The 20,317-nt window shown below is 51.5% G+C and carries 18 protein-coding genes; 6 read left to right on the top strand and 12 right to left on the bottom strand.

Features of this window, described 5'->3' with window-relative positions; translation table 11 throughout:
* Positions 1–109: 109 nt before the first annotated feature.
* Together HMPREF2907_RS07230 and HMPREF2907_RS07235 are read right to left on the bottom strand one after the other, a co-directional pair.
* Positions 110–1,906, bottom strand: a complete 1,797-nt coding sequence (locus HMPREF2907_RS07230) for an aminopeptidase P family protein (RefSeq protein ID WP_070681643.1) — start codon at positions 1,904–1,906, stop codon at positions 110–112.
* A 95-nt stretch (positions 1,907–2,001) separates the two neighbouring features.
* Entirely contained in the window at positions 2,002–3,627 is a 1,626-nt protein-coding gene (locus HMPREF2907_RS07235) for a peptide ABC transporter substrate-binding protein (protein WP_070681646.1), read from the bottom strand.
* Between the two features lie 314 nt (positions 3,628–3,941).
* Here HMPREF2907_RS07235 and HMPREF2907_RS07240 point away from each other — a divergent pair, with 314 nt between their 5' ends.
* From HMPREF2907_RS07240 to HMPREF2907_RS07250, 3 genes are all read left to right on the top strand, one after another.
* Positions 3,942–4,925, top strand: coding sequence for a porin (locus HMPREF2907_RS07240; RefSeq protein WP_029609720.1), 984 nt, complete (start codon positions 3,942–3,944; stop codon positions 4,923–4,925).
* Between the two features lie 521 nt (positions 4,926–5,446).
* Complete coding sequence (locus HMPREF2907_RS07245; RefSeq protein ID WP_060975186.1) at positions 5,447–6,172, top strand: metal ABC transporter ATP-binding protein; 726 nt, start codon at positions 5,447–5,449, stop codon at positions 6,170–6,172.
* Between the two features lie 106 nt (positions 6,173–6,278).
* On the top strand, positions 6,279–7,154 hold the full coding sequence (locus HMPREF2907_RS07250) for a metal ABC transporter permease (RefSeq protein WP_019270326.1): 876 nt from the start codon (positions 6,279–6,281) through the stop codon (positions 7,152–7,154).
* 287 nt (positions 7,155–7,441) lie between these two features.
* On the opposite strand, the gene HMPREF2907_RS07255 is transcribed toward HMPREF2907_RS07250, so the two are convergent.
* Together HMPREF2907_RS07255 and HMPREF2907_RS07260 are read right to left on the bottom strand one after the other, a co-directional pair.
* On the bottom strand, positions 7,442–8,863 hold the full coding sequence (locus HMPREF2907_RS07255; RefSeq protein WP_083310704.1) for a surface lipoprotein assembly modifier: 1,422 nt from the start codon (positions 8,861–8,863) through the stop codon (positions 7,442–7,444).
* A gap of 125 nt (positions 8,864–8,988) precedes the next feature.
* Complete coding sequence (locus HMPREF2907_RS07260) at positions 8,989–10,035, bottom strand: Slam-dependent surface lipoprotein (protein WP_070681649.1); 1,047 nt, start codon at positions 10,033–10,035, stop codon at positions 8,989–8,991.
* Positions 10,036–10,178: 143 nt separating this feature from the next.
* On the opposite strand from HMPREF2907_RS07260, the gene HMPREF2907_RS07265 reads away from it, so the two are divergent.
* On the top strand, positions 10,179–10,544 hold the full coding sequence (locus HMPREF2907_RS07265) for a transcriptional regulator (RefSeq protein ID WP_016687458.1): 366 nt from the start codon (positions 10,179–10,181) through the stop codon (positions 10,542–10,544).
* A gap of 68 nt (positions 10,545–10,612) precedes the next feature.
* Here HMPREF2907_RS07265 and clpA read toward each other — a convergent pair whose 3' ends face one another.
* Both clpA and clpS read right to left on the bottom strand, forming a co-directional pair.
* Positions 10,613–12,898 carry an ATP-dependent Clp protease ATP-binding subunit ClpA gene (gene clpA, locus HMPREF2907_RS07270; RefSeq protein WP_070681652.1) on the bottom strand — a complete coding sequence of 762 codons (2,286 nt, stop codon included), beginning with the start codon at positions 12,896–12,898 and terminating at the stop codon, positions 10,613–10,615.
* Position 12,899: 1 nt separating this feature from the next.
* Positions 12,900–13,211 carry an ATP-dependent Clp protease adapter ClpS gene (gene clpS / locus HMPREF2907_RS07275; RefSeq protein ID WP_003741750.1) on the bottom strand — a complete coding sequence of 104 codons (312 nt, stop codon included), beginning with the start codon at positions 13,209–13,211 and terminating at the stop codon, positions 12,900–12,902.
* 313 nt (positions 13,212–13,524) lie between these two features.
* On the opposite strand from clpS, the gene HMPREF2907_RS07280 reads away from it, so the two are divergent.
* Positions 13,525–13,728 carry a cold-shock protein gene (locus HMPREF2907_RS07280; protein WP_002217533.1) on the top strand — a complete coding sequence of 68 codons (204 nt, stop codon included), beginning with the start codon at positions 13,525–13,527 and terminating at the stop codon, positions 13,726–13,728.
* Between the two features lie 82 nt (positions 13,729–13,810).
* Positions 13,811–14,035, top strand: coding sequence for a branched-chain amino acid ABC transporter (locus tag HMPREF2907_RS07285; RefSeq protein ID WP_070681655.1), 225 nt, complete (start codon positions 13,811–13,813; stop codon positions 14,033–14,035).
* A 69-nt stretch (positions 14,036–14,104) separates the two neighbouring features.
* Here the strand turns inward: HMPREF2907_RS07285 and HMPREF2907_RS07290 are convergent, their stop codons facing one another.
* The 6 genes from HMPREF2907_RS07290 to HMPREF2907_RS07315 form a co-directional block, all read right to left on the bottom strand.
* Complete coding sequence (locus HMPREF2907_RS07290) at positions 14,105–14,464, bottom strand: SpoIIAA family protein (protein WP_049229226.1); 360 nt, start codon at positions 14,462–14,464, stop codon at positions 14,105–14,107.
* Between the two features lie 23 nt (positions 14,465–14,487).
* On the bottom strand, positions 14,488–15,381 hold the full coding sequence (locus HMPREF2907_RS07295) for a DMT family transporter (protein WP_070681658.1): 894 nt from the start codon (positions 15,379–15,381) through the stop codon (positions 14,488–14,490).
* A 118-nt stretch (positions 15,382–15,499) separates the two neighbouring features.
* Positions 15,500–16,117, bottom strand: coding sequence for a PAQR family membrane homeostasis protein TrhA (trhA, locus tag HMPREF2907_RS07300; RefSeq protein ID WP_070681662.1), 618 nt, complete (start codon positions 16,115–16,117; stop codon positions 15,500–15,502).
* Positions 16,118–16,450: 333 nt separating this feature from the next.
* Positions 16,451–19,012 carry a [protein-PII] uridylyltransferase gene (gene glnD / locus HMPREF2907_RS07305; RefSeq protein ID WP_070681667.1) on the bottom strand — a complete coding sequence of 854 codons (2,562 nt, stop codon included), beginning with the start codon at positions 19,010–19,012 and terminating at the stop codon, positions 16,451–16,453.
* A gap of 51 nt (positions 19,013–19,063) precedes the next feature.
* Positions 19,064–19,381 carry a helix-turn-helix domain-containing protein gene (locus tag HMPREF2907_RS07310; protein WP_070681672.1) on the bottom strand — a complete coding sequence of 106 codons (318 nt, stop codon included), beginning with the start codon at positions 19,379–19,381 and terminating at the stop codon, positions 19,064–19,066.
* 359 nt (positions 19,382–19,740) lie between these two features.
* Positions 19,741–20,313, bottom strand: coding sequence for a 50S ribosomal protein L25/general stress protein Ctc (locus HMPREF2907_RS07315; RefSeq protein ID WP_019270895.1), 573 nt, complete (start codon positions 20,311–20,313; stop codon positions 19,741–19,743).
* Between the last annotated feature and the right edge of the window lie 4 nt (positions 20,314–20,317).

A 20,317-nucleotide genomic window follows, 5' to 3' on the forward strand; every position in this document is an offset into this window, starting at 1 on the left:
GTTTTTCGTGGGCAGAGCCCACGCTACGGCCGTTTTCAGACGACCTTTTGGGCTGGTGCGGGTTCGTGGTGAGAACCCGCACCATGGTCGTTTCAGACGACCTTTGCCGTCAGCGCGCCAGCGGTTCGGTGCGTTTGATCAGCCATGCTTTTGCCGCGCCTTCGGTCAGCGGCTCGAGGCGGCGGCGGACTTCGGCGTGGTAGCGGTTGACCCAGTCGATTTCGCCGTCGGTCATGAGGGCGGTGTCCATCAGGCGGGTGTCGATGGGGCAGAGGGTCAGGGTTTCGAAGTAGAGGAAGCTGCCGAACTCGGTTTCCTGCGGGTTGGCGACGGCTTGGTTGGCGGCGAGGTTCTCAATGCGGATGCCCCATTTGCCGGGACGGTAGAGTCCGGGTTCGATGGAGGTCACCATGCCTTTTTTCATGGCGTGCTGCGGACCGGGAACGGCGGCGCAGGCGATGACTTGCGGGCCTTCGTGGACGTTGAGGAAATAGCCTACGCCGTGTCCGGTGCCGTGTCCGTAGTCGCATTGCGCCTGCCACAGGGGTTTGCGGCAGATGGCGTCTATCATCGGCGAGAGGATGTTTTCGGGGAACACAGCTTCGGCAAGCGCGATATGGGCTTTGAGAACGAGGGTGTTGTCGCGTTTTTGTTCGGCACTCGGTGTACCGACGGGGACGACGCGGGTGATGTCGGTCGTGCCACCTTTGTATTGCGCGCCGGAGTCGATGAGCAGCAGACCGTTGCCGCTGATGGTGCTGTGGCTTTCGGGTGTCGCGCTGTAATGCGGCAGGGAGGCGTTGGCGTTGAAGCCCGCGATGGTGTCGAAACTCAATGAGATGAAGCCCGGACGTGCGCTGCGGTGGCGGTGGAGCATGGTGTCCACGTCGATTTCGGTCAGGCTGCCGCCGTTGTCGATGATGTCTTCAAACTCGGCGAAGAAGCCGCACAACGCCGCGCCGTCGTGTTCCATCGCTTCGCGGATGTGGGCGATGTCGACTTCGGATTTGACGGATTTGAAGAAGGTGGACGGGTTGATGCCTTCGATCAGGCGCACGCTTTCGGGCAGGCGCACGAGGGTGCTGACGGCGGTTTTGTTCGGCTCGATAAGCAGCGTGCCGCCGATTTGCGCGAGTTTGTCGGCAACTTGGGCATAAGGTTCGACCGTGATGCCGGCGGTTTGCAGCGCGGTGGCGGCTTCGGCGTTCAGACGACCTTGGTCGGTAAACAGGACGGCGTTGTCTTTGCCGATCAGCAGGAAGGACACGAAAACGGGGTTGAAAGGCACGTCGCTGCCGCGCAGGTTGGTCAGCCAAGCGATGTCGTCAAGCGAGGAAACCAAGTGGTAATCCGCGCCTTTTTCCGCCATGACGGCACGCACGCGGGCGAGTTTCTCGGCGGCGGTTTCGGAGACGTAGGCGGGGTCGTGGATGAACACGGTTTCGGCGGGGATGGCGGGACGGCTGGTCCACACTTGGTCAAGCAGGTCGTCGGGGTGTTCGATGCGGATATTTTTGGCGGTCAGGGATTGCGCCAAAGTGCGTTTGCCGGTGAGCGACACCATATCGGAAGGTATGCCGACGGCGGCGTTTTCGGGCAGGTTTGCCGCGAGCCATTCGTTATATGGCGGAACTTGCCCGCTTTTTTGCAGCTCGATGCCGCTGCCTGCAAGCTGTTTGGCAGCTTGTTCCCAATAGCGGCTGTCCACCCACACGCCCGCTTCATCGACGGTAACGACGAAAGTGCCGACCGAGCCGGTAAAGCCCGACAACTCGCGGCGCGCCTGCCAGTGTGCGGGCAGGTATTCGGAAAGATGGGGGTCGGCGGAGGGGATGACGAGTGCGTCCAAGCCTTGCGCCTTCATGGCTTCGCGCAATGCGGACAGGTAATTCGATACGGTATTCATGAACGGGATTCTCCAATAGGGTTTCGCGGTTTCAGACGACCTCTTCAATTTAGTGTACGGGGAAGTCGTCTGAAAAACGTGTCTATGTTATCAAATCACTTCTTGGGTGCAAACGACCAATTCTTAACAGTATAGTTTTTCAGCGGGTCGCGGTCGGAGTAGCCTTGGATGTCGGGTTTCACCAGATTGATACTGACTTGGTGATACAGCGGGATAAAGGCGTCGTCGCGTTGCAGCATCGCCTCGGCGCTGACGTAGCGGCGGGCGCGTTCTTCGGCGGAAATGCCCGCTTCGAGCGTGCTGTTCATCAGCTTGTCAAACTCGGGATTCTTGTAATGGAAGGCGTTGTTCGGATTGTTGGATTTGAAAATATTGAGCATGCCCGCAGGGTCGTTGTAGTCGGAACACCAGCCTGCAAACGCCATGCTGAAATTGCCCTGTATGCGTTTGTCCAAGAAGGTTTTCCATTCTTCGTTCATCAGCGTGGGGCGGACGAACGGCACGGTCGCCTTCCAAATGGATTGCAGCGCGGTAATTTGTTTCTTGGAAGACTCGTTGGTGGTATAGACGATTTGGAACTCAAGCGGTTTCTCTTCGCTGTAACCCGCTTCGCGCAAGAGTTTTTCCGCTTCGGCAATGCGCGCTTCGCGCTTGAGCGGCTTCCACGCAGGCGCAGATTCGCCGCTGCCCTGCATATTCGGCGGGGTGAGCTGGAACGCTTCCTTGTCGCCGCGTCCGGCAACCTTGGTAATGATGGCGCGGTCGGTCAGCAGGTTGAGCGCGCGGCGGACTTTGGGATTTTTAAATTCGGCGGATTCCAAGTTCGGCTCTAAAAACCAAGAACACAGCAAAGTCGCGCGCCGAACCTGTCCGGGAAATTCTTTCTCGGCAATCTTAATCTGGTCGGAAGGGATGGCGTAGGTAACATCTACTTCGTCGGCGCGGTAGCGGTCGTATTCTTTGCCGATGGCAAGGAACACCGCCTGCGGGATGGATACTTTTTTGCTGTCGTAATAAGCAGGGTTTTTATCCATGGTGATGTGGCTGTTGACACGCCATTCTTTGAGGATGTATGCGCCGCTGGAAACATAATTGCCCGGCTGCGTCCATTTTTCGCCGAATTTCTCGACGGTGGCGCGGTGGACGGGATAAGTGAACTGCTGAATCAGCATATCGGGGAAATACGGCACGGGCGCGGTGAGCGTGAATTGCAGCGTTTTCTTGTCCAAAGCCTTGACGCCCAAAGTATCCGGCTTCGCCTTGCCTTGCAGGATTTCCGCCGCACCCTGTATTTTCGCGTCTTCCAAATAGCTGCTGTTAGGCGCGGCGGTTGCGGGATCGGCGAGGCGGCGGAAGCTGTAAACGAAATCTTCGGCGGTAATCGGGTCGCCGTTGCTCCACTTCGCATCGCGCAGGTGGAACGTCCAAACGCGCCCTTCGTCTGACGGCTCCCATTTCAACGCCAAGGCGGGAATGGTTTTGCCTTCGGCATCCGTACTGACCAAGCCGTCCATCATCTGACGGATAATCGCGCCCGCCGCCATATCCGAGCTTTTCTGCGGGTCGAGCGTACTCGGTTCGACCGCATTGCTGATGACGATTTTATTGTATTCGCTGCGCTTGAATTCGGGCGCGGGCTTGACTTCGCGATGACACGCCGACAGCGCAAGCACTATGGCAAGCGATAAAGCCGATATGGAATAAGGTTTGTTCGGCAGCACGTTTTTTCTCCTCTTCTCGCTATCTCTCCCTCCATCCTGCGTTTTGCAAAAAAATAAAAACTACATATGACTACATGGTAGGGAAATATTCTGATTTTTGGCGGATAAAAAGATTTATTCTCTATGGATATTTGAAAAAATCCGCCTGTTTTGGAAATCGGTTTGCAAGATAACACAAAAAAACGCCGTAAAAAACATTTTTTGAAATAAAAGTTACAAGTGATTACAAAAATATTGATTTTTTTGCACGCCTCAAATAGTATAAAACCCTGTTTAAACGCAGCCTCAGAAAAATCAAGCAAAAGGAGAAGAAAATGAAGAAGTTATTAATGATTGCGGTTGCCGTCCCGCTTGCCGCCCCCGCATTGGCATCCGATAACGAAGCCAAAATCGGCGGACGGATATTTACTTCTATCGAACACGAACGCAACGGCAAAGGGCAATCCGCTACCGATATATCCGACAACAACAGCCGCATCTGGATTATGGGCAGTGAAAAACTCGACAAAGACCTCAAGCTCATCTACGGCGTCAATTCATTCGTCGCCTTCGACTACAACGGCTGGAGTACGGACGATTCCTATATCGGTCTGCGCGGCGATTTCGGTACCGTCCGCGCCGGCTGGCTCAGTACCCCCATGCACTACCTGACCGGCGAACAAGACGCATTCAACGGCAACAACCACACCCAAACCATGGGACGCATGACCCGTTTCGGCGGCCGTGAAATCGCCCTGAACTACGAATCCAAAACCTTTGATAACGGCTTCAACTACCGCGTCCAAATCGCGCCCGGTGCCAACAAATACAAAGACAGGAAACGCAACGGCGACTGGATGGCGGGATTAGGCTTGCACTACAAACACCCGACCAACGGCTTCAACGCCCACTACGCCCTCGAATACGCCCGCAACGGCTCGCCTGACGATACCAAAGACAGACAGGTTCATTCCATGAAAGTCGGCTACGACAAAGACAATCTCTACCTCGCCGCCGGCATGATGTACGCCCGCAATGTCGCCGACAAATTCCACTGGGAAGACGAAACCAAAACCAATACCAACACCCGCGATTTCCAAGTGACCGCCGGCTACACCATGGGCAACATCACCCCTAAACTCGGCGTCGCCTACGGCCGCTCCGATACCGGCAAGAACTACAAACAGCTCGCGTTCAACACCGAATACAAATTCTCCAAACGCACGACCCTCTCGTTCAACTCAGGCGTAGTCAAAGAAAGTAAAGACCCCAAAACCGGCTGGGCGGCAGGCATTTCGCTGGAACACAGCCTGCAATAACGCGGGATTTGAAGCATAAAAGGTCGTCTGAAAACCTGAATATCGGTTTTCAGACGACCTTTTGTAATTGGCTTCATTGCTTGCTGATGTAGGTAGGATACTTGTATCCGACAACTGCTTGAAATTTTCCACATTGCCTAATTAGGGTTTGAATGTTGGCAACGTTGGATACTCATATCTGGCCTACTGACTCCTGAATCGGACGATAAGCCGGGTCGTTTCTTCATGGGCAAGGCACACGCTGCTTATACGGGCAAACCGCCTGCGCCGGCTTTGAAAAAAGTCGTCTGAAAACGGCAGATGCCTTGTCCACAAAAATCGTGCCTATATCCGGATACTGCCTTTATGTTTACAATCATAATGTTATAAAGTATCATCTTTGCTTTTGTTTCATTTTGAACACATCGTCTTTAATTCGATATTGTTATGAATTCCATTTTACTCACCGGATTGTTCCAACGCCTGCTGATTGCGCTTTTCGCTTTGGCGGCGGTTTGGGGCATGTATTTTTGGGCGGTTGCATGAGTATCGTTGTTGAAAATCTGACGGTCAGCTACCGGACACGGCCTGCCGTACACCATGTCGGCATCGAATTTGCCGAGCATTCGATGTGGGCGGTCTGCGGGCCGAACGGGGCGGGCAAATCAACTTTCTTAAAAGCGGTCATGGGTTTGCAGCAAGTCGATACGGGACGCGTCCTCCTGCAAAACCTGCAACGCAAAGACATCGCCTATCTGCCGCAGCAGTCGGACATCGACCGCGGCCAGCCGATGACGGTTTTCGAACTGGCGGCGATGGGTTTGTGGTACGAAATCGGCTTTTTCGGACGGGTTGACGCGACGCAGCGTACCCGCGTTTTGGATGCGCTTGCACGCGTCGGTATGCGGGATTTTGCCGACAGGCAGATCGCGCATTTGTCCAACGGACAGTTTCAGCGCGTTTTATTTGCGCGTATGCTGGCGCAGGGGGCAAAATTCCTGCTTTTGGACGAACCTTTCAACGCCGTCGATGCGCGCACGACTTACGCGCTTTTGGATGTATTGCGCCAATGCAATGAGGAAGGGCAGGCAATTATCGCGGTGTTGCACGATTATGCGCAGGTACGCGATTATTTTTCGGACACGCTGTTGCTGGCCCGGGAAAAGGTTGCGGCGGGCAGAACGCCGTCCGTCCTGACCGATGAAAACCTTGCCCGCGCGAATATGCTGATGCAGCGGCAGGAGTCGGAGGACTGGTGCGACGTATAGCTTGCGCCGCCCCCTCGTAAGGCAGTACGTCGTCTGAAAGACGCGGCGAAGGATTTTCAGACGACGTTTCCCATTTTCAGAAGTTTTCCCTTATTTACCGGATACCATGAATTTATACGATTTGCTGATTTCCCCTTTTGCGGAATTCGACTTTATGCGCTATGCGCTTGCGTCGGTATTCTGTCTGGCTTTGAGTGCCGCTCCGGTCGGCGTGTTCCTGGTCATGCGGCGCATGAGCCTGGTGGGCGATGCTTTGAGTCATGCCGTCCTGCCCGGTGCGGCAATCGGCTATATGTTTGCCGGGCTGAGCCTGCCTGCAATGAGCGTCGGCGGGTTTGCGGCAGGCTTGCTGATGGCGCTGTTGGCGGGTTTGGCGAGCCGTTTTACATCGTTGAAGGAAGATGCCAACTTTGCCGCCTTTTATCTGAGCAGTCTGGCAATAGGCGTGGTTTTGGTCAGTAAAAACGGCAGCAGCGTCGATTTGCTGCATCTCTTGTTCGGATCGGTCTTGTCGGTGGATATTCCCGCGCTGCAACTGATTGCCGCCTCGGCAAGCGTTACGGTAACGGCATTGGCGATTATTTACCGCCCGCTGGTTTTGGAAAGCATTGACCCGCTGTTTCTGAAGGCGGTCGGCGGGAAGGGCGGCTTTTGGCACGTCGTCTTCCTGATTTTGGTGGTGATGAACCTTGTTGCAGGCTTTCAGGCACTCGGTACGCTGATGTCGGTCGGTCTGATGATGCTGCCGTCGATTACCGCGCGGCTCTGGGCGAAAAGCATGGGCGCGTTGATGGCTTTGTCCGTCTTTATCGCACTGGTCTGCGGTTTTGCCGGACTGCTGTTTTCCTATCACGTCGAAATTCCGTCCGGACCTGCGATTATCTTGTGCTGCGGCGTGCTGTATGCCGTATCGCTGGTGTTCGGGCGCGAAGGCGGTATATTGGGCAAATGGTTCAAGCGTCGCAAGCACAAGGCCTTGTGAAGGGCAGTTGTGCAAGCTGAAAATCAAAAAGGTCGTCTGAAAAGCTGCTTGGGCTTTCAGACGACCTTTTTATCGGGTTTGCCGCTCGGATTTTTGAAACCGATTTGTTGTCATTCAAATAGAAACGTTTTAATCGGCGTTATTCCCGATAAGGCGGAAATTTCTTTCAATTTGGGCAACTGTTTTTCAAATACCTGTTTCTTAAGATGTCCGACGGATCACCGCCTGCGCGGGAATCTCGGCGGATGGCGGGCAGAGTGTTTTTCCAACCCCTTATCCCTGCTGCTTCAAAACTGTTTCTCCACGCTGACGAATGTCTGCATACTTTTGCGGGAATAAAAGCCGCTCATATTGCTGTCGATTTTCAGATAACGGAAATTCAAATGCGGCACTAAGCCTTTCCATGAAATTTTATTGTGCCAAACAGAGGCATTTGCCTGATATTCATGGTCTTTTCGGGTCAGACGGTACACCAGGCTTCCCGGCGCATCAAAGGTACGGCGGGCGTAGCGCAGGTTGGTGCGGATGCCGAATCCGTTCTCAAACGCTTTCGCCGCGCCGAAGCGTATGCCCTTGCGTACGGATGCCTGTTCCGCTTCTTTGGTCATGTCGTGCGACCAGTCTGCGCCACCGTAGAGCAGCCAGTTTTTCGGTGCAGAGTATGCCAGCGTTGCCCCCGCCAGCGGCATATGGCTGTTGTAACGCGCTGCCGAGCCGCTGTTCCGATAGTATTTTTTGATATAGCCTGCATTGAGCGAGAGCCGCCATTTTTCATTCAGACGACGTGAAAAATCGGTATGGATACCGGTTTCGCGATTATAGCGTTTGCCGCCCAGCCAGTTTTGTTCGGCAAACGGTACAACCCCGAAAGATTGCACCGCCAAACGGTTTTTATAGCCTGCCGCCAAGCGCAGGCTTTGCTCGTTAAAATCCTGATTGTCCCAATAATGCACGCCGTCGCCGCTCAGGCTGCCGTAAACAAAATGATGTCCGCCCACATTGATTTCGCGCGATACGCCAGCGCCGTAGCGGATACCGTGCGCCTTTTGCGGCAGGCTGTCAGCGGTTTTATTCCAGCGTCTGCCGTTCCATTCTATAACGCGCTCGGACGAGGCATTGTTCACATTATCGGTCTGCTCGTATTGCAGCGAAATATCGGGCTGCCAGTTTTGCGTCGATTCAATGGCGGCAAGATAGCGGTCGGCAAGTTGCTGCATGGGCGGCTGCAAATCCGGTTTTGCCCGTTTCAATTCAGCTTTTGCCTCATGGTACTGTTTGTTTTCAAACATCATGACGCCCAAATCGAAACGCGGATACGCCAAATCGGGATGTTTCGCCAAAATGCCGCGATAGAGCGAGACAGCTTCATCATGCCGCAACTGACTGCGCCTCAACGCGCCTAAAGCATAATCGTATAAAACGGCATCCCGGTTGGGCGCGGCTTTATATTGCGCCAACAAACCTTCCAGCGTCTTCCAGTCCCGTCCGATTAATGCGCGGTTGATCTGTGCTTCCAATGAAGAATCGGCAGAAAGGTCGTCTGAAAGCTTTTGTTCTGCGGGTTTGTCGTCGGTAAAATCTTTTGAGGGTGTTTCGTTGTTAGGCTGCTTGTCAAAAAATACAGGAGCAGGTACATGGACAACGGGTGTCTCGGCAAGGGCGGCTGTTGGTAAAGAGAGCATCAGTAAGACGAGATGGTTTTTATTCATTTTATTCAGTGGGATATGGATGGCAGGAGTATTCTATCATTATACGGATAACGCGGTGAGAATGGTCGAAAAGGTCGTCTGAAACGGTTTCAGACGACCTTTTACATCATAATTAAGATGGAAAATTATTTTTGAATCTCTCTGCGTTGTCCGCCGAAGCCGACAGTATCTTTGCCATTAAAGATAACTTTTCCTGCAATTTCTTCTGCATTTTTACCGAAGAAATCTAAAGAGTAAGAGCCTGATTTGTAACCTTGGGTTGCAGTAGATGAAATACCAGTTCCTGAAATCGAACCTTGTTCTAATGTAATGTTATTTCCTAAGCCGGTAATAGTTCCTGAGCCTGTTTTATTTTCAAAATTAACATTGTAATCTAGTGTTCCATTATTTTCGGCATCAAATGCTTTACCGCTATAATTAGCTGTTCCTTTTGTTGGTATCGCTTCTAATTTTGTTTTTAGGCCGGCAATTAGTACATTCGATAGTTCATTAATACTAGAAAAATTACGAACACCTGATTTAGTATCTGCAATAACAATTGAATATGGTTGATTATAGATTGCTTTACCGGTAGTAATAGTTTCTCTTACTGAATAGCAATGTCCATTTGTACAACTAGATGAGGAACTACTTGATGTGCCATATTGGTTTTGCTCGAGTCCATTACGATATTGTCCATTATAAATTCCTTTAGCATTATTGATGATAAGTGTTTCAAGGTTAGCTTTTGCTGTATCTTCATCTAAATCTACATTATTTTTAGCAAAATCAGCAGCTTGATATTCATTAAGACCTTCAGCAATAGCAAGTTTTGTCAAATCTTTTATTTTAATCATGTTATCTAAATTTGCTTTAGATACATCATCTTCATTATTGATATTATTTTGCGCAAATTGTTTTGCTTCGTCATCGTTTAGCCCTTTAGCTTTAGCTTGTTCAATTAATTCAGCAGTTTTTTGTGCGATACGTGCTTCTTCGGCTTTACGAGCTTCTTCGGCTTTGCGAGCTTCTTCGGCTTTGCGAGCTTCTTCAGCTTTACGGGCCTCTTCGGCTTTTGTATTTTCAATATTGGTATCTGTTGGTCGTGCAGATGGCGTTCCTCCCCCACCTCCGCCACAGGCTGCCAGACTTAGAGCGATAACGGTTACTGCGCTTATTTTTTGTAAAGACATAGATGCTTCCTTTGTAATGGGAGGGTTAATAAGTAAATGCAGGTGTATTGTCAACCAGTCATTTGAAAATATCAAGTAAATAATTTACAAAAACAACAAAACTGTTAAATTTTGCAACAGTCGGCTATTCATAATCCTCGATTATGCATACTGAACAAGACAAAATCGATTTCAGCGAACGCTTGAAAACCGCAATCAGGCTGGCGGGTTTGGATAATCTTTCCAATGCCAGCCTTGCCAACCGCTTCAATCTGCGCCACCCCAATCAATCCGTCAGCACGCAGGCTTTCCACCATTGGTTGGTCGGACGTTCGATTCCGACGCCCGATAAAATCGAAACGCTGGCGAAATGGCTGGATACCAGCGGAGAATGGCTGCGGCACGGACGAATGTTGGAAGAGGGTGGGGCAGTTTCTCCGCAAGAGGCGTTGTTGTTGAAATATTTCCGCGCGCTGTCGCCGGAAAAGCAGGAGGCGTTGATTACTTTGCTTCATAAAGCGGAGGATTGAGTTTTCATTACAAAAAGGTCGTCTGAAAACGGAAATCTCGTTTTCAGACGACCTTTTGCCTTTATCCGTCAAACCGCGGCTGCTTCAGGTTTGGCTTTGTTTTTCTTGAATTTCAACATGGCTTCTTCTTTCGCTGCATCCCAGTCTATCCGCACGAAGCCGCCGTCGGCGAGTTTGCCGAACAGGAGTTCGTCGGCGAGCGGTTTGCGGATTTTTTCCTGAATCAGGCGGTGCATCGGGCGCGCGCCCATTTGCGGGTCGAAACCTTTTTCCGCCAGATATTTGCGTAATGACGGCGTGAATTCGGCTTCGACTTTTTTGTCGAGGAGCTGGTGTTCGAGCTGGAGCAGGAATTTGTCCACGACTTTGGCGATGACGGGTTCGGACAGGGGCGCAAACGGGATAATCGCGTCCAAGCGGTTGCGGAATTCAGGCGTGAAGAGTTTGTTGATTGCCTGCATTTCGTCGCCGCGTTCGCGCTTGGCGGTAAAGCCGAGGCTGGGGCGGCTGAGGCTTTCCGCGCCTGCGTTGGTGGTCATAATCAGGATGACGTTGCGGAAATCGGCGCTCTTGCCGTTGTTGTCGGTCAGTTTGCCTGCATCCATGACTTGCAGGAGGACGTTGAAAATGTCGGGATGGGCTTTTTCGATTTCGTCCAAGAGCAATACGCAGTGCGGGTGTTTGTTGGCGGCTTCGGTCAAAAGGCCGCCCTGGTCGAAGCCGACGTAGCCCGGCGGCGCACCGATAAGGCGCGATACGGCGTGGGGCTCCATGTATTCGGACATGTCGAAACGTTGCAGCGGTACGCCCATCGAGTAGGCAAGCTGTTTGGCGACTTCGGTTTTGCCGACGCCGGTCGGACCGGAGAAGAGGAAGCTGCCTATGGGTTTGTCGGGCAGGGCGAGGCCGGAGCGCGACATTTTGACGGCGGCAACCAGCGCGTCGATGGCGTTTTCCTGACCGTAAACCATGTTTTTCAAATCGCGGCCAAGGAATTGCAGCACTTGTTTGTCGTCGTTCGACACGGTTTTTTCAGGAATCCGTGCGACTTTGGCGATGACAGTTTCGATTTGCGCCTTGCCGATGACTTTTTTCTGTTTGGATTTGGGCAAAATCCGTTGCGCCGCGCCTGCTTCGTCCATCACGTCGATGGCTTTGTCGGGCAGGAAACGCTCGTTGATGTAGCGGGCGGAGAGTTCGGCGGCGGCTTCGAGTGCACCTTGCGTGTAGCGCACTTGGTGGAAGCCTTCGAACATCGGTTTCAAGCCGCGCAGGATTTGCACGGTTTCGGCGACGGTGGGTTCGACCACGTCGATTTTTTGGAAGCGGCGGCTTAAGGCGTGGTCTTTGTCGAAAATGGTGCGGTATTCGTCGTAAGTGGTCGCGCCGATGCAGCGCAGCGAACCTTTCGCCAGCGCGGGTTTGAGCAGGTTAGACGCGTCCATCGTGCCGCCGCTGGTACTACCCGCGCCGATGATGGTGTGGATTTCGTCGATAAACAAAATCGCTTGCGGGATTTTTTCGAGCTGTTTCAAGACGGATTTGACCCGCGCTTCAAAGTCGCCGCGGTATTTCGTACCCGCCAAAAGCGAACCCATATCCAACGCGTACACTTCGGCATCTTTAAGCGCGTCGGGGATATCGCCGTTGACGATTTGATGCGCCAAGCCTTCCGCCAGCGCGGTTTTGCCAACGCCTGCTTCGCCGACCAAAAGCGGATTGTTTTTGCGGCGGCGGCACAGGATTTGCACCAGCCGTTCCATTTCGTGTTTTCTGCCGATTAAGGGGTCGATGCGGCCGGCTTTGACTTCGGCGTTGAGGTTGACGGTGTAGTCCGACAACGAGCCGCTTTTTGACTCGACGGGGTCGTCTGAATCATTGTCGGGGTCGTCTGAAAAGTTTTTGTGTTCGTCGTCTTCGGTTGCACCGTGGGCAATGCAACGCAAAACTTCAAACCTCGTAACCGATTGCAGCTTGAGGAAATAAACGGCGTGGCTGTCGGTTTCGCTCATCAGCGCCACCAAAACGTCCAAAGGCTCGACCAAGCCTTTACCTGCGGATTGGGTATGCACCATCGCCCGCTGGATGACGCGCTGGAAGCCGAGTGTGGGCTGGGTTTCGACCGTATCTAAAAGGTGGTCGGGAATCAGGGGGGTATTTTCGGCAACGCTGGCGGCGAGTTGTTCGGACACCACTTTCAAATCCGCGCCGCAAAGCTTGAGGACGTTGGGGACGGAGGCATCTTCTTCGATTAACACCAAAAGCAGATGCTCGAGGCTGATGAATTCATAATGAGCTTTACGCGCCTCGCGGTAAAGCTGCTGCAATATCTGTTCCAATTCGGGTGAAAGCATATTAAATCTCCTCGACAATACATTGCAGCGGATGCCCTTCGGCTTTTGCCCGCTGCATGACTTGTTGTTGTTTGGTTTGGGCGATGTCCCGTGTGTAAGTGCCGCACAAGCCTTTGCCTTCGTGATGAACCAAGAGCATCACCGCCACCGCCTGCTCCTCTCCGAGCATAAAGATTTCGGTCAGGATTTCGACGACAAATTCCATCGTGGTGTAATCGTCGTTCAGCAAAAATACGCCGTAACGTTTCGGCGGGGCGGTTTTTTGGTCGCTTAAAAGCGTATCGGATTCGTGATGTGTGTTTGGGTTGTTCATAAATATTTATGGCTTTATGGAAGAGGGGTTGTTTCAGACGACCTTGCTAAAGATTTAATACCTAATAAATCTATAAATATAGTGATTATAGAGTTTGATTTCAATTTCTGTTGTATTTTGGTCTGTTTCCGCCATTTTCGCACTTTTTCCCTTATATGGCTTGACGTTTTGACTTAACAAATGTAAAAAGACGGTTAAGCAGAAGCTGGCACTCGACCAAGTATATAAAGCTAGGGAGAAACGCTGAACGTTTAAGTTTGCTGTATGCCTTATTTTGCTGATTTTGTTAATTTTTAAGTATAGGAAGTTTCTAATGGCAACCGGTATCGTAAAATGGTTTAACGACGCTAAAGGTTTTGGTTTCATCACTCCTGATGAAGGTGGCGAAGATCTGTTCGCTCACTTCTCAGCGATCAACATGGAAGGTTTCAAAACCCTGAAAGAAGGCCAACGCGTATCTTTCGACGTAACCACCGGCCCTAAAGGCAAACAAGCTGCTAACATTCAGGCTGCTTAATTAAATGCACGGCTTATGCCGTAGAATGATGGCGGGATTGATTCCCCGCCATTTTTTATTGTCTATAAAAAATGGAATCCCTATGGCAGAAGACAAACAAAACGCCGCCTACGAAAACGCCCTGCGGCAGCTGGACGAACTCATCGCGCATCTGCGCAGCAGCGGGGAAGTCAGCTGCGCTGTGGCGGAACAAGAAGACCTGATGCTGATACGGCTTGCCGATTTGAAAATCGATTTGAGGCCAAGTGATGAAAAGGCGATAGCGGATATCGACCAGTTTTATCGTCGCCATTTAGGGGGCAAGTAAAAACAGTTTCAGGTTTTGGGAAATAAAAAATAAAACGGCACGCCTTGGCGTGCCGTTTTATTTTTGAGATTAAGGTTTGAGGTTGCTTGCCAGCAGCCATTCTTGAGCCTTTGTGGCATCATCGAAATATTTGGGGTGTTGGTTGGTCAAGAGGCTGGAGAGGCGCGCGCCGAGTTTGATCCAGATGTCGTCTGTAATGACGGCAACCCGGCCAAAGTCGTTTTCGTGTTGATTGAGGAATTTTATTTGTTCTACCGCCATATCGATGGTGAAGTCTTTCAGCATGGACAAATCCAAAAGTATGTCAGGCAGGTGGATTTTTTGTTTGTTTTCCAACAGGGCGGATTCGAGTTGGCGGAAGTCGTCCAGCGTAAACTCGTTGTACAACGCTACATTCAAACCATAAGACTGCTCTCGGATGGAAATCATCATGCTCTCCTTGTTTGAGGACGTTAATGTCCGGAAAACCATTTTTTAATCGCAACCGGCCGGATACCGCTCAATACGCCGCTTGCTACAATAATAATCATACCAAAGGTTTCCTGCCAAGTAACGCTATCTCCTAAAAACATTATGCCTGACAATGCGGAGAAAACGACAGTCAGGTAGGACAGTGAAGCGACAGTGAATTTGTTGCCGACTTTATAAGCGCGGGTCATGCAGAGTTGGGCGATGGTTGCGGACAGTCCGATACCTGCCAAGTAGGGTAATGCCTCGGCAGACAAGGAATGCCAGCCGGTCAGCGTCGCCCAAATCGACGACATAACGACGCCGGTTACCGACAGATAAAACACGACCCGCCAGCCCGGTTCGCCAAGCAGGGACAACTCGCGTACCTGTAAATACGCCCAGCCCGACATCGCTCCGCCAGCCAAGCCTGCTAATGCGGCAATTTCTTGTCCGCCTTTGAATGAAGGGTTTAGCAGTAGGATGACACCGATAAAGCCGAATACCAATATTGCCTGCGTATAAAATGCAATCCGTTCTTTTAAAATCAAAAATGAAAACACGGCCAAAAAAATCGACGAGGTGTAGCTTAAGGTTACGCCTGTTGCCAGCGGCAGATGGGTAACGGCATAAAACAGGCACAACATCGCAGCTGTGCCGATGACGCTGCGGTTGAGGTGGATTTTCCAATACCGCGTGGCAAATGTGTCTCCCCGCATTTTCGCTATGGAGGCAAGCATGACAGCTGCAAAACTCATGCGCCAGAAAACCAATTCGCCGCTGCTGAAGCCGAATTTTCCCGCTGCCGCTTTGATGCAGAGGTTCATGACGGTAAAACCGAGGGTGGCGATGATAATCCATGCGGAACCGAGCGGATCCTTATTCGCGGTTTGGTTCATTTTGATATTAACGGATAGGTTGGGCGTTCATTATAGTGATGTAGGAGTCTTTGGGGAATAAATATTCAAAAAGGTCGTCTGAAAAGTATATCTTGTTTTCAGACGACCTTTTGACGGATTAAAGAACATAGAAATAAATACAGAGAAACTGCGCTATGCTGCCGCCTAGAACGAATAGGTGCCAGATGCCGTGTCCGTGTTTGATTTTGGCATCATTAACAAACCAATAAATGCCTGCGCTGTATAAAATACCACCCAACGCCAGCCAAAACAGCCCGGCAAAGGGAAGGGTGCGTACCAGTGGCGATACGGCAACCAAAATCAGCCAACCCATAATGACGTAAATCATCATGGAGAGCAGCCGTTTTTCGCTTTTCCTGCCGATAGTCAGTTCTTGAATAATGCCGAAGAGTGCCAAGCCCCAGGATACGCCGAACAATGACCACCCCCAGCCGCCTTTAAGGGGTATCAGCGTAAACGGGGTATAGCTGCCCGCAATCAGCAGGTAAATCATGCAGTGGTCCACTTTTTGCAAAATCGCTTTGATTTTGGGCTGAGGAATGCTGTGGTAAAGCGTGGAGCCAAGATAGAGCAGGATCAGGCAGATGCCGTAGGTGAGTGCCGAAGCAAGTTGGTAGGGACCGTTTGCCTTGACTGTCATCAGCACTAATGCCGCCACTGCGAGCATCGAGCCTGCCAAATGGCTGTACGCATTGAAACGTTCACCGTGATACATAAGAGTAGTTCTCATTTCTTTAGGTGTAGAAAGTGTACGCGAAAGGCAAAGGCGGGGCTAGGATAAAAGGATAAAGATAAGTTAAGGTCGTCTGAAAAAACAAATCTTGGTTTCAGACGACCTTTTGATGTGTAGAGAGCCATTTGTGCTGGATTCGAATAGAAAAGAAACCGTATGTGCGATTACCTGTTGCCTCAGTTGGATTCACATCTTCAAGCAGAACAAAAGAAATAGGTTTTTGATTGAAAACTGTCTCAAAACCAAAAACAGAGGTCGTCTGAAAGCCGAAAACAGGTTTTCAGACGACCTCTTACTTTCCTTTAAATCCACCCATCACACCGATAATTGTTCCAACAAAGCCTGTTTCAACGATGACTGCGTTTTGGGGTTTTTCAAATCGGGGCTGAAAACGATGAAGCTGTCTTCGACGCGTTCGTCCAGCGTGGAGATTTTGGCGTAGCGCAGGCTGACGTTGTGGGCAAAGAAGACTTCCGCCATGTCGGCGAGCAGGAAGGGGCGGTTGACGGCGGTGATTTCGACGGAGTACCAGTCGGGGTAGTCTTCTTCGGGGGTGATGGTGATGCTTGGCGCAATCGGCATGTAGCGGCTGCGGCGGCTGATGCGGCGGCTGTGGCTTTGGGTTTCGGCAACGGTGTGTCCGTGGATAAAGCTGTTGAGTTCGGCTTCGAGCGCGCTTTGGATGTCGGGGTAGTCTTCGGGGGCGTGTTGCGAGGGGATTTGCACGATGAAAGTGTCGAGGATGTAGTCGTGTTCGGTAATAAAGGCACGGGCGGCAAGGATGTCGAAACCGTGGCGGCTGAAGATGCGGCACAGACGGGCGAACAGGCGCGGGCCGTTGGGCATGAAGACCATGACTTGAAAGCTGTCGCTCTTAGGCAGGATGCGGCTGCGGACGATGGGGGTTTCAAAGTCGTGTACGAGGTTTGCGGCGTGCCACAGGATTTCGCGGGACTGATGGCGGGCGAAATAGGCGGAACCGAGCGCGTTCCATAGTTTTTTCTGCTGTTTTTCGGGGACGGCGGCGCGGGTGAGCAACTCGGCGGCTTCTTGTTGGCGGCGGCCGAAGAGGGCGTGCGGATTGCCGCCGTTGCCTGCGAGGTAGCGTCCGGCGGCATGGAACAGGCTTTCCAACAGGCTGGCGCGCCATGCGTTCCACAGTTTGGGATTAGTGCCGCGGATGTCGGAAATGGTCAGAAGGTAGAGTGCGCTGAGGCGTTCGTGGGTTTGCACGCGTTTGCAGAAGGCATCGAGTACGTCGGGGTCTTGGATGTCTTCTTTTTGGGCGACGGTGGACATGAGTAGATGGTTTTCGACCAGCCAGGCGAGCAGGTCGCTTTCTTCTTCGGTCAGGAAGTGGTCGGCGGCAAATTGGCGCGCGTCTGCGATGCCTTGTATGGCATGGTCGCCGCCGCGTCCTTTGGCGATGTCGTGGAAGAAGGCGGCAAGATAAAGGATGTCTTGCTTTTCAAAGGACTGCATCAGCGCGGAGGCGTAGGGCAGCTCGTGGCTGTGCATGTCTAGGGCAAGGCGGCGGACGTTGCGGACGACGGCGAGAATGTGGTCGTCCACAGGATAGATGTGGAACAGGTCATGTTGGAGCAGGCCGACGATTTTTTCCCATGCGGGCAGATAGCGGCCCAATACGCCGTAGAGGTTGAGAAAGCGCAGAGTTTGGGTCAGTCCGTTGCCGCTGCGGAAAAAGCCGGCGAAGCGGCGGCGGTTTTCGGGATTTTGGTAGAAGCTGCGGTTGATTTTGCGCGTCGCGCCCCACCATGCGCGCAGGGTTTGCGGTTCGAGTGCGGTAATGTCGTTGCGCTGCTGCATGATTTCGACGATTTTGAAAATGTGTTCGGGTCGTCTGAAAAAAATATCGGTGTGCCGCGCGGCGATTTGGTTGTTCACTTGGATGTAGTCGTCGTCAATCCGCAGGGTAACGCGCATCGGCGTGGAGGAAACGCGGCTTTGCAGCATGGGCGTGAGGATGCCGCTCAGTTGTTTGACGGTTTTAATCGCGCGGTAAAACACACGCATTAGTTCTTCGCTTTGACGGCGGAGGTTCAAGCCTTGATAGCCCATGCTTTCGGCAACTTGTGGCTGTAAATCGAACAGCAGGCGGTCTTCGGCGCGCTTCGCGTTTAAATGCAGATGGATGCGGATGTGGGCGAGGCGGCGGTAGCCGTGCGAAAGCATACCGGCTTCGGTGCGCGTCAGAATACCTTGTTGTACCAACGCAGGAAGGTTAGCCGCCAAGCCTTGCGCTTTCGCTATCCAAAGCAGGGTATGGATGTCGCGCAGACCGCCAGGACAGCTTTTGATGTTCGGTTCCAATACCGCCCCCGAGCCTTGCGATTTGGCATGGCGGTGTTCCATCTCCACCAGTTTTGCTTCGATAAACGCCGCTACATTGCGTTGCGCGTTCATTTTTTCCGTCAATTCATCCGCTGTTTGGCGGTTGCCGAACAAAAACCTAGCCTCTAAAAACGCCGTATCTCCCGTAATATCATCGCGCACGCTTTCACACAGTTCGGCAACGCTGCCGCTTTTGACCGACGGCGCAAGTTTCATGTCCCACAAATCCTGTACAAAAGCCGCGATTTTCTCTTGAAGGTTGTCTGAAACGGTTTCAGACGACACGACCGCCAAATCCAAATCAGAATAAGGATACAGCTCGCCGCGCCCGAAGCCGCCGGTTGCCATCAGGCATAAACCGCTGTTTTGGAAATGTTTGTCCCAAAGTGCCGCCAGCAAGGTTTCGACTGCCGCCGTGTATTCCCTGAAAAATACCGATACGCGGTTGGCTTTCAAATAATGCGCTTCGGCGGCATCACGTTGCTGTTTGAAGGTTTCCAATGCTGAAGACAGGTTTGCAGACATTTTTTATTCTTTCGAGTTATGGAGGGCGTAAGGCTAAAGGTGGTTCGGCGGTCAAATATCGTTTTCAGACGACCTCTGCTGGGCAGCCGAGGGATTGGTCATCAGGTTTAGCAGCTGTTGCGGCGGCAACAGCAACTGATACGCCGCCACGCCCAAAGCCGTCGCCATCTTTTCAATATTCGACAACGCAATGTTCCAGCGTTTGCGCTCCACAGCTGATACATAAGTCCTGTCCAAACCGCATTGGCGCGCCAACTCTTCCTGAGACCAACCCTTATTCACGCGGAAAAACCGCATGTTGTACGCCAATACCGCCCGTAAATCTTGCTCGTCAGGCAGTTCGGCAGGCGGAGTCAATTTATTGCTCATGATTTTACTTTCGGATAAAAGTTTAAATAAAAGAATTTGCTGTTACGGATTTTACTTCACATAAAAGCCAAAAAAAGGGGTGGCAACAGCCACACCCAAACACACACACATCAAGAGGAAAGAGATAGAGAGTATTAAATCAAAGCAGATATTTCATCTACTTATCGGAAAATCTTTAAAGGACTTTGAGAAGTGTTGTCTCAGTTCCAATGTCAGCGATTATAAATGAAACTCAATTTGGAGCTTTGATTCAAATCAAGTCTGAAGGCTATTTATAAAATATATTTTTTAAATAGATTATTTTAATAATAATATAAAAACCGCACCATTCGGTGCGGTTTTTATTTCCACATAAGGAATTAGCGTTTTTTACCGGTAACGGTAGCAACCGCCAAGTTTTCGTTACGTTTCAGAGAAACGCTTTCTACACCTTCAGGCAATTGGATGTCAGACAGGTGAAGGATGTCGCCGGCAACAACTTTAGCGCAGTCCAGATCCAAGTATGCAGGGATGTTGGCAGGCAAAGCAACCACTTCAACAGTAGTATTCAACAGAGATACGCGACCGCCTTGCAGTTTAACGGCTTGAGAGCTTTCAGCGTTAACAATGTGCAGAGGAACGCGAATGCGTACAGGTTGGTCGGCTTTAACGGCTTGGAAGTCGATATGTTGAACTTCGCGACGGAACGGGTGCATTTGGAAATCGCGGACGATAACGTCTTTGGTTTCACCGTTCAGAGACAGTTTGATCAGTGCAGTGTGGAAAGATTCTTTTTCCAATGCGTAGAATACGGTTTTGTGATCCACAGCAATTGCAACGGGCTCTTGACCTTCACCGTACAAAATGCCGGGGATTTGGCCTTCGCGACGCAGGCGGCGGCTCGCACCAGTGCCTTGTGCTTCACGAACAGAGGCTTGAATTTCATAAGTCATGTTA

Origin of the sequence: Neisseria sp. HMSC055H02, assembly GCF_001813335.1 — a bacterium.
Classification (GTDB): domain Bacteria; phylum Pseudomonadota; class Gammaproteobacteria; order Burkholderiales; family Neisseriaceae; genus Neisseria; species Neisseria sicca_C.